Consider the following 13,832-nt stretch of genomic DNA (forward strand, 5'->3'; position numbering starts at 1 on the left):
TTATTTAGAAAAATGAATATATAAAGGAATGATAGCAAATAATAATGGTACTAAGACCGAAAATGCTCTCCCGAAAATTTTTATTCCTGCATTAAATTTTGGATTATTTAATCCTAAAGATTGAAATGCACTTGCAAAACCATGCCATAAGTGAAAACCTAAAGCTAACATAGCTAATACATAAAGTAATGTATATATTAAACCATACTTTGCGTCTCTAAAAAAGTCTAAAGTAATTTTATACAAATCTTTATAACCTTGAGCAAATTCAACTTTGATTGGCTTTACAATAAAAATTTTATTTCCTTCGATAACTAAATTTTTTCCATCTACTTGATTTACTGGTAAAAATTTATCTTGACCAGTTCCAGTTGTGATGTAAAAATCTTGTTTCATTCCAGAAGCTTCATCTGTTACAGATAAGGTTTGCAAAGGCATATTTTTATCAAAATGCATTTTTGCCCAAAAAGTAACCATGTGTGTTACAATAAAAATTAGAATAACAGTTCCTAAAACGGCCATATTTCTTGAAGCAAAACTACTATTCCCTGAAGGATTGTTTTTTGCATAAGCAATTGGTCTTGCTTTTTTGTTTTGAATTGCCAACATTATTCCATCAATTGCATGGAAAATAATTGAAATGTAAGTCAAGTAAGATAATACTTTTACAGCTGGATTTGTAGTCATAAACAAAGCGTATTGATTAAACGCTGATGCATTATCAGGAATCAATAATTGAAGATTTCCTGCTAAGTGACCTGTCAAAAACAAGCATAAAAATAAACCCGTAAGAGCCATCCAGTATTTCTTCGCAATAGATGACTTTAAAAGTGCAGATTTTGCCATAATTTTATTTGATTGTGTAAATTTATTTAAAATATCAAACAAAAATAAGGCTAAAAAAAATTAACTACAACCTTTTCGGACTTATTTATACTCAATTTAAAATGAGTTTAACTAATGTTGAAGATTAAATTAGTTTTTATGTAATAGCGTGTTAATTACACCAAGAGCAAAGGCTTCGCCTAAATTTGAAACCCCATAAGGGTTAAATGAATCTGTACGTCTGTTTGTTAGTAAATTTAAGATAGGAGTAGGATTCCAATTTAAAAATTGATTTCTTGAATAATTTAAAATCATTTTATCCGCTCTTTCAAACTGATTTTCAGCTATATAATGATAATTTTCAAACAAGCCAATTGTTGGGTTATAAATCTGTAAGTCAACTGAATTAGCCTTAAAATCAAACTTCTTAAAATCAATTATTGGTTTTTGAAAACTACTTATTTCGTTAGAAAACGACATGATATAAAGACTTTTGTTTGGTTTTTGACCAAAGCAAGAAGTAGAAATAATAAAAATTAATAATAATTTTACAATTGATTTCATTCTGAATTATTTATTATGACTAGGAATTAAACCTCTTAAACCCATATCAACAATATTCTCTCCTGCAGAAGGTTCATATTTTCCATCAGCATTTACTTCTGTCCATTCGATGCTATTATTGATTGATAGTGAAAGTGTTACAACAACGTCTTTTGTTTCATTTCCGTTTATAACTAAATTATTGGCAAATTTACCTGTAACTACGCATGAACCAGCAGGAATTGGAGATGTAGCTGCTAATGGGTTTGGAACAGTTGTTGCTCCAGCTGGTGCTTGACCTGAAGTAGCAAACGGAAGATCATTTAAAGCAAAAGCCCAATAACCTTGAGCGCGATTTCCGTTTATTGGAAATAAATTTGTACCAATACTATGGTTACTTATGTAAGTATTAAATCCAACAAAGCTTGCAAAAGTTCCACTATAGTCATTACCCGCATTTCGGATAGAAACATCAAAATTTTGGTAAGACAAAGATACTCTTACCCATTCGTAAGTACCTTGTGTAACTTGGCTTAAGGGAATTGATAAAAACACTTCATCTTCTCCAACAATTTTAGATTGGTTAAAATCAATAGCAGAAGAACCACCAGTCATTGTTTCTGGTGCATGATACAATACAGTTCCCTGACCTAATTGAGTAAAAGCATTTGGCGCTAACTCAAAATAATGAGCAGAAATAGAATTGAAAATTGGTGTTTGAGCAGCATTACCAACTGGAATTATTGCAGGTTCACCAATATTATTTAATCGAACTTGATTCGCATCAAATTTGAATTTTATAATTAGATTAGGCTCAGTAGAAATATCGTCCTTTTGGCATGAGAAAAAACTCAACGCTATTAAAAAACCGAAAAGAAATAGTTTTACTCTCATAATACAAATATAGATTAATACGGATCTAATAAGTTTTTGTTACATCTTCATCTATAACGATAATAAAGTCGGCTTTATTGTAATATTCTTTTTCTAATTTTGAAATATCTTTTTGTTCGACCGTTGCAATGGTTATAATTTTAGTTTCTGCATTGTATTTCTTTAAGTACCAATTGATTCCTTCAAAATTATCTGAATGATAAGTTCCATTATAATGAATGAAAACGCTGTTTTCTTTTCTGTTTTTATTGATAAAATAAGCCATTGTTGCATCTTTAATAGCTTGGGCTTTTGGCATTTTATCTCCAGCGTGACCACCTTGCATTCCCATCATAGCTTGATAACCTGGCAAATTGACATCAAATTCAATTGGTAAAGGTGCAATCCAAGATTTTTCTTCAGTAGAAAGTGAGTCTAAAGCGACTAAGTCTTTTTTAAAAACCAAACTAGCATATCTTCTTGGAACATTTGTTGCTATAAAGTCGAATTTTTTCTCTTTGGCAAAGTCTACTAAAGGTTTATAATCGGTTTTATAGTTATTCCATAATCGAGCTAAAGTGTCTAAACCTTTTTGCGTGATTTCATTCTTTAAATATTGATTTATTTGCTTTTGATTATCAGCTTCCAGCATTTCTGCACCTAAAACTAAATCCGTTTTTTCAGCTAAATCTTTTGTAAGTTCAAGTTGCAACCAATGCGCGACTGAATTATTATGATATTCACCAAAAAGCACCACATCATTTTTTAAAGAAGATGCAACCAACTTTTTATAAGTCGTTTTTTTACCATTTTTATCAAACAATTGATACGATTTCTTGTCTTGAGCCATTCCAAAAAAGGAAACGATTGCAATATGTAGTACTATTAATTTCTTCATATTATTTTGATTCAAAAATTTCTAAAGTTGTAGATTTGTTTTCAACCGAAATTGAATAATTCCCAACAGGCAAATATAACTTTTCGTTTTTAGCCGGTTTAATTTCGGTTTTTTTATCTTTTCTAGTGATTTTTTGAGCTGTTTTTGCATCCACTGACAAAATATATTCAATTTTATTTAATCCTTTTTTGAGTTGAATTTTTTCAGAATGAACAGTTACATTATCTTTATTTACAACATTTAAAACACTTTCTTTTTCTTGATTTGAATAAATCCAAATTTCAGCTTTAGGTTCAAAAGCTTCTGACCAAGAACTCCAAGAATTTCCCCAACGTCTTGATTTTTGAATTTTATCTACTGCAAACAAATGAAGGTTTTTAGCCTGAACTTCATCTGTCAAAGCTTGCACTTTTTCTAAATTGACCTTATAAATTGAACGTCCATGAGTTCCAACTATTAAATCTTTAGCTTTAGCCTGAATTTTTAAATCGTGAACGGCAACATTTGGCATTTCAGACGAAAAGTCTTGCCATGAAGTTCCTTTATCCATTGAAATAAATAAAGCATTATCTGTTCCAACATACAAAACATTCTCTTTTTCAGAATCTTCCATTATTACGTTTACTGCATTGGTTAAACCTTTTGAAATGTTTGTCCAAGTTGTTCCATAATCATCTGAAACATAAACATAACTTGTAAAATCGTCATTTCTGTAACCGTTTAATGTTGCATATACACGTTCTTTTTTATGTTGAGAAGCTATAATTCTTGAAACCCATAAATCATCAGAGATTTCCGATTTCTCGGAAATAGACAAAGGAGTCCATGAATTTCCACCATCTTTTGAAATATGCATTAAGCCATCATCTGAACCAACATACAACAATCCAAATTGAAAAGGACTTTCTGAAATGGTTGTAATAGTCCCGTAAGCTACGTTTCCTTCTTTAAAACCTTTGGTTAGATCGTCTGAAATTTTTTCCCAATCTTTCCCTTGTTTCATAGAACGATGCAAGAAATTAGAGCCAAAATAAACAATATCTTGATTATGAGAAGACAATAAAACAGGTGTTTGCCAATTGAATCTTAGTGGCTTTTCGTCTTTTGCTGATTTTGGTGTAATTGGTTCTGATTTATCTGTTTTTCTGTCAATTCTATAATAATTTCCAAATTGAAAGCCAGTATAAACTATGTTTGAATTTCGGTTATCCACCTGAATTTGCATACCATCGCCACCCATAATACCTTGGTATGGATATTTACCTTCTTGTTGCCAAGACCTATCGTGCACATAATTATTTGGGCCAAACCAAACTCCATTATCTTGTAAGCCGCCATAGACATTGTAGTTTTCTTCATTATCTACTTGCACTGCATAAAATTGCCCAACTGCTTGATTGTTACATTTTATCCAATGTGCTCCATTATCGTATGAAATATTTACGCCTCCATCATTCCCATTAATAATATGATTTGGATTTTTTGGATTAACCCAAGTCACGTGATGATCTGCGTGAACGTTTTCTTTACTAATCACTTCAAATGTTTTTCCACCATCTTTTGAGAATAATAATGGAACAGCTCCAATATAAATTCGGTTTTCATCATTTGCATCTACACTAATATTTGCAAAATAATATCCGTAAGTATAATAAAAGTCATCAATAAACTTTTGATTCATTTTTGTCCAAGACGTTCCACCATTAATAGATTTATAGACTTCACAACCTATGACTTCAGTTTCAAAAAGAGCTTTGTTGGCATCTTGCAAAACCTTAAAAGCTTCTTTAGGTTCTAATTTTGAATCTGCAACAAAATTTTTGATGTTTTCTGCTCTATATTTTTCTCTTAAACCCGCAGATTTTAAAGCATTATTCAATTCTTTGTTTGAAATATTTGCAAAATCTTCACCTGGAGAACTCATCATAATTGGCAAACTACCTTTGCTTTTTTCTGAGGAAGGCTTATTATTTTGATTGTCTAAAACAGCATAAATGATATTCTCACTAAAAAGAGCTAGACCAATTCTTCCAACACCTTCATTATTTGGAAAACCGCTTAATTCAGTTGAAACTAAAGTCCAAGAATTTCCTGCATCTGTACTTTTATATATTCCAGAACTTGGACCATTTCCTTTAAAATCCCAAGCTTTTCTGTCTTTTTGCCAAGCAGCAGCATATTGTATATTGAAATTTGCTGGACTAACAACTACATCTATAATTCCTGTTTCATCATTTATGAAAAGAGTTTTTTTCCATGTTTTTCCACCATCAAGAGTTTTATAAATTCCTCTTTCTTGATTTTTTGAATATAAATTTCCAACTACACCGACGGTAATTTCGTTTATATTTTTTGGGTTAACCAAAATTCTACTAATATGTTGACTTTCTGGCAAACCAATATTTTCCCAAGTCTTTCCTTTGTCAGAAGATTTTAAAATTCCGATTCCTGCATAAGAAGAACGAGAAGCATTAACTTCACCTGTTCCAACCCAAATGGTTCCTGATTTCCAATCTACAGTAACCGAACCACAATTTTGTGTTGGAGAATTATCCATAACTGGAGAAAAACTTGTTCCGTTATTATTTGTATACCACAATCCACCGGAAGCATAAGCTGCATAAAATTCAGTTGAATTATCTGGGTTTACAGCTAAATCAACAACTCTTCCACTCATGATTGTTGGTCCAATACTTTGAAATTTTATTTCTTCAAATAAATTAGTTTGAGCAAAAGAGAAACTTTGAATAAATAGGAATAAGAATAGTATTTTCTTCATTTTTATAAAATTTGACCTAAAAGTAAGTAATATTCTAAAGATAATTGAAAATTTTTATTGGTTTTAACAAGATTTGGATTTTATCTTTTTAAATTTGATGGATATTAAAACTTAAGACATGAAATACCATCAAATAGACCGCGATTTATTCATAAAAAACCGTAAAAAGTTCACTTCACAAATGAAGCCTAACGGAATAGCCGTTTTTAATTCAAACGATATTTATCCCGTTTCGGCTGATTCTACTTTACCTTTTGCTCAACATAGAGATATATTTTATTTAACCGGTGCAGATCAAGAAGAAAGTATTTTGGTACTTTTTCCTGACGCTCCTTATGAAAATCAACGTGAGATTTTATTTTTAAAAGAAACTAACGATCATATTGCCGTTTGGGAAGGTGAAAAACTGACTAAAGAACGTGCTTTTGAAGTTACTGGAATCAAAAATGTGATTTGGTTGCAAGATTTCGACAAGACATTAAAAGAATTAATGACTTATGCTGATACGATGTACATTAACACAAATGAACATTATAGAGCAACTATTGAAACTGAAACTCGTGAAGCAAGATTCATTAAAAAATGGAAAGAGAATTATCCAGCTCATAAAGTGGAAAAATCGAATCCAATTATGCAACGCATTCGTTCTGTTAAGGAAAGTGAAGAATTAGATTTGATTCAACAAGCTTGTGATATTACGGAAAAAGGATTCCGAAGAATTTTAAATTTCGTGAAACCAAACGTAATGGAATATGAAATTGAAGCCGAATTTTCACATGAATTCTTAAGAAATCGTTCAAAAGGTTTTGCTTACACACCAATTATTGCTTCTGGAAACAATGCTAATGTTTTACATTATATTGAAAACAACCAACAATGCAATGCTGGTGATTTAATTTTGTTAGATGTTGGTGCAGAATATGCCAATTATTCAAGTGATATGAGTAGAACCATTCCAGTTTCTGGAAAATATTCTGAAAGACAAGCTGCTGTTTACAACGCTGTTTTAAGAGTAAAAAATGATGCTACAAAATTATTAGTTCCAGGTACTTTATGGAAAGAATATCATGTGGAAGTTGGTAAATTAATGACTTCTGAATTATTAGGTTTAGGTTTATTAGACAAAGCTGATGTTCAAAATGAAAACAAAGATTGGCCAGCTTATAAGAAATATTTCATGCACGGAACAAGTCACCACATGGGATTAGATACGCATGATTATGGTTTATTATACGAACCAATGCAAGCAAATATGGTTTTCACAGTTGAACCAGGAATCTACATTCCAAAAGAAGGTTTTGGAATTCGTTTAGAAGATGATGTTGTGATTCAAAGTAAGGGTGAACCATTTAATTTGATGAGAAATATTCCTATTGAGATTGATGAGATTGAGTCGATAATGAATTCGTAATTTAGATATTCAGATTTTCGGATTATAGATTTTCAGATAGAACGGTTTGCGAAAGTGAGCCGTTTTTTTTATCTATAAATTGGAGGCTTAATATTTATACTTCTATTTTTCTTAAGTTTTATAGTTTTTTGAAAGCTATTTTTCAAACTATCTTCATTTAATTCAAAAAAACAAAGACGCTTTTTCTTATTCATTTCATCAACAATATTACTATCGATAATTGTAAATAAATTATTTAATTTTAAACGATAATCGTCTTCATTATAATAAAAGATATAAATTTTTGAAGTTGCATTTTTATCTCTTTTTAAAAATTCAAATAAAGAAATTATATAATACTTATCTGATTCATCTAACGAATGTCCAATAATGTAAAAAATAGTTTCTTCTAGATTATTATCATCAATATCAGGTAATGCAATAAATTCTTGGTTACAATTTTTTATAATTCTTTGATATTTTTTTGTGAATCCATGTGCTTTATTTTTTTTAATTATTTCAGGCACATTACTTATATCTAATGTTAAATTATTTGAAATAATATTACCATGCAAATAAACAACATCAGTTTTTTTATAATTATATAAGTTTTCAATTGTTTGAGTATAATTGAAAGTATAAATCTTATCCAATAAATCAAATGGAATAGTTAAATTAGTTTTTCGTTTTGTTGAAATAGGTAATACTATATTTTCAAGATATAATTTAAATAATGTAATAAATTCATCTAATGAAAGTCTTAATTCTTCTAATACAGAAACAATATCAATTTTTTTATCTCTCTTATTCAATCGATTTGAATCTAAAAAATAGCCAACTTTACTATAACCATTCATTCTTAAAATTTCAAATTCTTTAATTTTAAAATAAGTAAAAGAAGTCTCATCTTCTAATGAATTCATTATATTCTCTTCAATTAAATGCCTATTAACATCATTAATTACATCGTCTAGTAGATTCAAAACATTTTCAATTTCATTTTCAAAATCAATCCAAGTATTTAAATCATTAACTGTTTTGAAATGCTTATACCATTTGTTTTTTGTTAATAAATCTTTTATTTCAATTACTTTATTAATTTCAAATTCAATTTTTTTAGTATTGTAATTTTCAATGATAGAATTGTAATCGAAGAAATACTTTTCTTTAAATATTTTTCCAAAAAATTCATCAAAAGGAACTTTATGATGAAAATTATTTTCTTCTATTGTTTTCATTACAGCCATAAAATGACCATATTTTGTTGGCAAATGATGAAATAAATCAAAACCGTTTCCTGTAATTAATATTTTACTCATAATGTTAAAAATGCTTTTCTCAAAGATAAGTAATTTCTTTATAAAATCGAACTCGATGAAATGAGATTCTGAATCAAGTTCAGAATGACAGTATTGTGAAAAACCTTTGCGAACTTTGCGAAAAACTTTGCCTCTTTGCGGTTAAAATATCTACTTTTGTACTAAATAAAATTCTCCCTTGAAACAAACCCTTTACAAAAACACCAAAATCGCTTATTCTGAAACCGGAAAAGGAACAACTGTAGTTTTATTGCATGGTTTTTTAGAAAATTCAACTATGTGGAATGCTCATGTTGAGGAATTGGCTAAACGCAATCGTGTGGTTTGTATTGATTTATTAGGTCATGGTCAAACCGATTGTTTGGGATATGTGCATTCGATGGAAGACCAAGCGGATATGATTCATCATGTTTTACATGAGTTAAAAATTAGAAAAGCAGTTTTAGTTGGTCATTCAATGGGTGGTTATATTGCTTTGGCTTTTGCAGAATTATATCCGGAAATGATGAAAGGTTTGGTACTTTTAAATTCGACTTCAAGAGCTGATTCTGACGAACGAAAAGCAAATCGAGATAGAGCTGTTTTGGCTGTAAAACAAAACTATACTGCTTTCATAAGAATGTCTATTGCCAATTTGTTCAGTGAAAACAACAGAGAGCTTTTAAACGATGATATTGAACTTGTACGCAAAGAAGCTTTAAAAACTCCATTACAAGGAATTGTAGCGGCTTTAGAAGGAATGAAAGTTAGAAATGACAGAGAAGTTATTCTGCATTTTGCTACATATCCAATCTTATTAATTCTTGGTAAACAAGACCCGGTTTTGAATTACAAAGAAAATATAACTCAAATAGAAAATACAAAAGTAGAATTAGTCACTTTTGATGATGGCCACATGAGTTATATTGAAAATAGAGAAGAATTGACTAAAGTCCTCCAATATTTTTTGAAAAAAACATAAAAAAACTGAAATCAAATTGACTTCAGTTTAATTTTTTTATTTTTAAATTTTTATTCTCGAAATTTCTTGTCCTGTAGGATATTTGATGGCAATATCATCTTCCGCAGTTATAAAAATCTCTAAAGGTTTATAAGCTGTCACTGTTGTAAAACTTCCTTTGTTAGAAGCATCTGTTTCTAATTGTCCTAAATTTAAAAGTCCATTTGCTTCAGTTTGCATCCAAACTATGTAAGCTTTTCTTGGAGGTGTTAATCGCTCAGGAGAAGTTAAATATTTTGATCTTAAATTAATTTCCTTGTTTTCATTATTGTCTTTGCTAATTTTTACTGAAATTTCAGCTGCAGGAGCAACATTAGAAACTGGAAAATTCATTTTTGATGCACATGATACAAATAGTATCACAGTACATAATAGTATTATTTTTTTCATATATAATTTTTTTATTATACAGTTAATTTACAAAAAAAAAGCGAGATATACAAATCATCCTTTTTGCTTAAATAGCAACTTTTAACGATGAAATGTGATTTAAGTTAAAGAAAGAAACCATATGAATAAGGTCATATTAGGTTTTTTGAGTTTTACTTAACCCTTATACTGTTTAACTTCAATAATATTATAAGGCAATGAGAATTCGTTTTCGGTTAACGCATCTAATACGTTTTTCATCACTTGTGTTCGAATCGCTAAATGATAACTTTTTGATGAACTTTTAAAAGTATCTAACCAAAAAAGCACTTTTAAATTAATTGTACTTGCTGCAAACTCATCGATAACAACAGTTGGCTTTTTTGCACCAAGTAAAACACCGTCTGTCTTGGAAACTGATTCTATTATTACTTGAATCGCATTTGAAAGATCACTTGAATAATCTAATCCTAACATAAATTCATTTCGTAAAAAACCATCTATTGTGTAATTAATTAAAGGTGATTTTAATATTTGAGAATTAGGCACAAAAACATCTTTTCCATCCGTTGTTTTTATAATAGTTTCTCTGATTCTGAGCTCTTTTACATAACCAATAACTTTTTCACTTTCAATTAAGTCGTTTTCTTTAAACGGACTTTTAAATGCCAAAATAATTCCAGCTAAGAAATTTTCTCCAATATCTTTAAAGGCAAAACCAATTACAAAGGTTAAAATTCCGGCTCCAGCTAATATTTTAGAGGTAATTCCCTGAAAACCTATAAAGTCCAAAAAAATTACAATTGTAATAGTTTTAATAATTCCAGAAATAATTTGTGCTATAAAAAGTCCAGAAAGTGTATTTTTAACCTTTGATTTAATTTTATTCTGAGTGAATTTTTTTCCAAAATTAGCAATTGAAAATCCAACAAGTAAAACAACAAGACCAATTAAAAAAGCTGGTGCATTTTGCAAAATTGTATCGTAATAAAACTGTATTTTCTCAATTAACTTATCCATAAATCTGTATTACAAAGTTTCTTCAAAAGGAATTTCTGGGTTTAGAATTTCTTGTATTAAAGATACTAATTCTATTTTAAATGAATCAATAGTATGAGTTGTAATATCAGAATCGCTGTTTTTTCCTTTTCCAAAGCCAAAAGGCATAAATCCGGCTTTCATGTTTTTGAAAGAAATAATTCCGGCTTCAACTGAATATTCTTTGTATTCAGTTTGATTTTCAAACATCAAAGCATAACAAAGCAATTGAATGATTTTATCATATTTAATATCAGAAGACAAAACGGTGAAATCATCTACTTTTAAGCTACTTGCCAATACTTTTCCGGTTTTGTAATCGATGATTCGGATTTTGTTGTCTCTTAATTCAATTCTATCAACGTTTCCGGCAATTGTTATTTCATAAGGCAACTTTTTGTCTACAATTTTACCTTCTAAAGTATGTTCTAAAAATAAAATTTTAATGGCAGAACCTTCCTCGATGTCTTTCTTTTCCATTTTTAGAAATTGCTCTACGTTTTGTTTAGCAACTTCGAAAGCTAAAAGGTTTTTTCCTTTTTTGATTTCACCTTCTTTGTAAATTTCTTTGAATTGTTTTATGGTTTCGGTTTCAACCAAATTTAACATTGTATCAATATCATTTACTGATAAATATTTTCCGACAAAAGGTTCGTATAAATATTTTAATGTTTCGTGAATTACAGTTCCTAAAGTATTTACTGCAATATTTTCTTCTACTTCATCAATTTCTCTAATGCGTAAAATTCGTTGAGTATAAAACTGAATCGGATTTCGAATATAACTTGTCAAAGATGATGGCGAAAACCCTTTTCCGGTTGCAATGTCTTGTAATCTTTCTAAAACAGCATCTGTTTTTTCTATTTTTATTGGTTCGTAAGCCAAACTTGGTAAATGAGCGTTGTATATTGTGTTTTTCTTAATGTGATGTGGGAAATCGATTTCTAATTGGGTTAAAAAACGACTTTTTTCACCAGCGTCAATTCCGTCTGAATTTTCAGAATTATAAAGCAAGTAAATATTTTTGGCTCGATACAATAAATGATAAAAGTGATAACTATAAATCGCATCTTTTTCTCTGAAAGTTGGCAATCCTAATTCGCGTTTAATATCATAAGGAATAAACGAATTTGAACTTTTTCCAGAAGGAAATTTACCTTCATTAACTGATGTTATGATTACATTTTCAAAATCTAAAACACGACTTTCTAAAACTCCCATTACTTGCAAACCAGACAAAGGTTTTCCTTCAAAAGAGACTTCAGCTAAATCCACTACATTTTTATAAATAGAAAACAAACTTGAAAGTGAAGTTATGCTTTGGTATTTTTCAATAAAGGTGGCAATTCGGTTTAAAACTTGGTAAATAGAATGTAAGAAAGCTTTTGCGATTATATCTTCTTGATTATCATTCGTTAAACGAGATTTTATCGTCAGTAAAACTTGAGTTAATTTGCTGATAATTTCAGAAGCATCATCATTCCATTTTGAAAAAATTAGTTCAAATAATGGATTATCATCATTGGTTTTGTGTTCTTCATACAACTCAAATAACTTATCATTAGAAAAGAAAGTAAAGTTGTTGTATTTGATTACATGTTCTACTTTTTTGGCATCACTATAAGGCTCAATTAAAGAGTGATTCAGTATATCTAAAACTTCTTTGTAATATAAAGTGTACTGTCTCTCGTTTCGTTGTTTTGCGTTAGTATGAAGTTTAAAAATTTTGGAAATCAACAATTGAGCTGGATTATTTTTACTTGGATAACCCATTGTAATATTTAAACTTTCGACAGTTTCAGGTAAATTATATAAAACTGGAAGCAATAAATTTTCATCACCTAAAACAATAGCTGTATTTTGTAAATCAGGATTATTAGCTTGAAGTTCTTCCATAAGATTTCCAACAATTTTGGTTTGCCCAACGGTTTTTGGTGTTCCAATTATTTGGATGTTTTTTTCTTGTTGAAAATGCGTGTCAATCCATTTAAAAGATTGATTAGCATATTGTTTCCATTCTCTTTTATATTTTCTGATAAATAAACCCGCATCATGAAATGGATCTTTTAAAATGGTGTAATCAATATCCCAATACACTAAGGCTTTTTCATGAAGCATTAAGTGTTGAAAAATTCGTTCTTCAGCCTGATTTAAAGCGTTAAAACCAGCAAAAACAATTTTGTTTGATTTGGAAATCTCTTTGGTAAAAGCTTCTAAATTATTTATTGATTCACGATATAGCAAACCCTGATAACCAATTCCTTTCTCTAAAAGATACTTGTAGAATAAATTATAATAGTGAGGTAATTTATCCCAAAACTCTAAAGTAGCATCAATTAATTTTGTGGTTTGATTTAGTTCTAAATCCCATCTTTTTAAAGCTTCCACATCTTTTAAGTAGGAAAAAACGTGTTTTTGATCTAACAAATAACGATCAATTTCATTAAAGTCCTGAATAAGTGTTTTTGCCCAATAAGAAAAGGTTTCAAAGTCTTGAATATCTTTTTTTTCGGTTATTGAAGAATAGACATTATAGAATTCGAATAACACTTCCATAGAGTCGATAGTTCGCAAACCTGATATATCTTGAATAAATTCTTCTATACTAACTATATTAGGTGTAAAGATTGGCTTAGAGAGTTTTGATTGAATGTTTTCAATTAAAAATACTCTTGCTCTTTTACTGGGTAGAACTATGGTGATATCAGATAAATTATCAGGAAACTGATTGATTAATTCATCTGTTAGTTTACTTAGGAATGTTGAATTGTTCATATAGTATAAAAATAAAAAAACGC

Annotated in this window: 11 protein-coding genes; 2 read left to right on the plus strand and 9 right to left on the minus strand. The window is 29.4% G+C overall.

Translation table 11 applies throughout. The features are described 5' to 3' along the window. The 5 genes from G507_RS0105975 to G507_RS16495 form a co-directional block, all read right to left on the minus strand. The gene (locus G507_RS0105975; RefSeq protein WP_026716640.1) at nt 1-846 is read right to left on the minus strand and encodes a succinate dehydrogenase cytochrome b subunit; all 846 of its coding nucleotides are present in this window, start codon (nt 844-846) and stop codon (nt 1-3) included. Between the two features lie 129 nt (nt 847-975). Next, a complete protein-coding gene (locus G507_RS0105980; protein WP_026716641.1) occupies nt 976-1,389 on the minus strand; it encodes a hypothetical protein in 414 nt (137 codons plus the stop codon). A gap of 6 nt (nt 1,390-1,395) precedes the next feature. Beyond that, nucleotides 1,396-2,262 carry a hypothetical protein gene (locus tag G507_RS0105985; RefSeq protein WP_026716642.1) on the minus strand — a complete coding sequence of 289 codons (867 nt, stop codon included), beginning with the start codon at nt 2,260-2,262 and terminating at the stop codon, nt 1,396-1,398. Between the two features lie 25 nt (nt 2,263-2,287). Continuing rightward, the gene (locus G507_RS0105990) at nt 2,288-3,139 is read right to left on the minus strand and encodes a ChaN family lipoprotein (protein ID WP_026716643.1); all 852 of its coding nucleotides are present in this window, start codon (nt 3,137-3,139) and stop codon (nt 2,288-2,290) included. A 1-nt stretch (nt 3,140) separates the two neighbouring features. After that, nucleotides 3,141-5,918, minus strand: a complete 2,778-nt coding sequence (locus tag G507_RS16495; protein ID WP_051191503.1) for a VPS10 domain-containing protein — start codon at nt 5,916-5,918, stop codon at nt 3,141-3,143. A gap of 118 nt (nt 5,919-6,036) precedes the next feature. On the opposite strand from G507_RS16495, the gene G507_RS0106000 reads away from it, so the two are divergent. Then, nucleotides 6,037-7,329 carry an aminopeptidase P family protein gene (locus tag G507_RS0106000; RefSeq protein WP_026716644.1) on the plus strand — a complete coding sequence of 431 codons (1,293 nt, stop codon included), beginning with the start codon at nt 6,037-6,039 and terminating at the stop codon, nt 7,327-7,329. A gap of 68 nt (nt 7,330-7,397) precedes the next feature. Here G507_RS0106000 and G507_RS0106005 read toward each other — a convergent pair whose 3' ends face one another. After that, entirely contained in the window at nt 7,398-8,627 is a 1,230-nt protein-coding gene (locus G507_RS0106005; protein WP_026716645.1) for an AbiH family protein, read from the minus strand. 178 nt (nt 8,628-8,805) lie between these two features. Here G507_RS0106005 and G507_RS0106010 point away from each other — a divergent pair, with 178 nt between their 5' ends. Continuing rightward, the gene (locus G507_RS0106010; RefSeq protein ID WP_026716646.1) at nt 8,806-9,588 is read left to right on the plus strand and encodes an alpha/beta fold hydrolase; all 783 of its coding nucleotides are present in this window, start codon (nt 8,806-8,808) and stop codon (nt 9,586-9,588) included. A gap of 42 nt (nt 9,589-9,630) precedes the next feature. Here G507_RS0106010 and G507_RS0106015 read toward each other — a convergent pair whose 3' ends face one another. From G507_RS0106015 to G507_RS0106025, 3 genes are all read right to left on the minus strand, one after another. Beyond that, complete coding sequence (locus tag G507_RS0106015) at nt 9,631-10,017, minus strand: hypothetical protein (protein WP_035665726.1); 387 nt, start codon at nt 10,015-10,017, stop codon at nt 9,631-9,633. A 156-nt stretch (nt 10,018-10,173) separates the two neighbouring features. Continuing rightward, on the minus strand, nt 10,174-11,016 hold the full coding sequence (locus tag G507_RS0106020) for a mechanosensitive ion channel family protein (RefSeq protein ID WP_026716648.1): 843 nt from the start codon (nt 11,014-11,016) through the stop codon (nt 10,174-10,176). A gap of 9 nt (nt 11,017-11,025) precedes the next feature. Further along, nucleotides 11,026-13,809 (minus strand): PD-(D/E)XK nuclease family protein, encoded by a 2,784-nt coding sequence (locus G507_RS0106025; RefSeq protein ID WP_026716649.1) that lies wholly within the window; start codon nt 13,807-13,809, stop codon nt 11,026-11,028. Between the last annotated feature and the right edge of the window lie 23 nt (nt 13,810-13,832).

Origin of the sequence: Flavobacterium gelidilacus DSM 15343 (assembly GCF_000422685.1) — a bacterium.
GTDB lineage: Bacteria > Bacteroidota > Bacteroidia > Flavobacteriales > Flavobacteriaceae > Flavobacterium > Flavobacterium gelidilacus.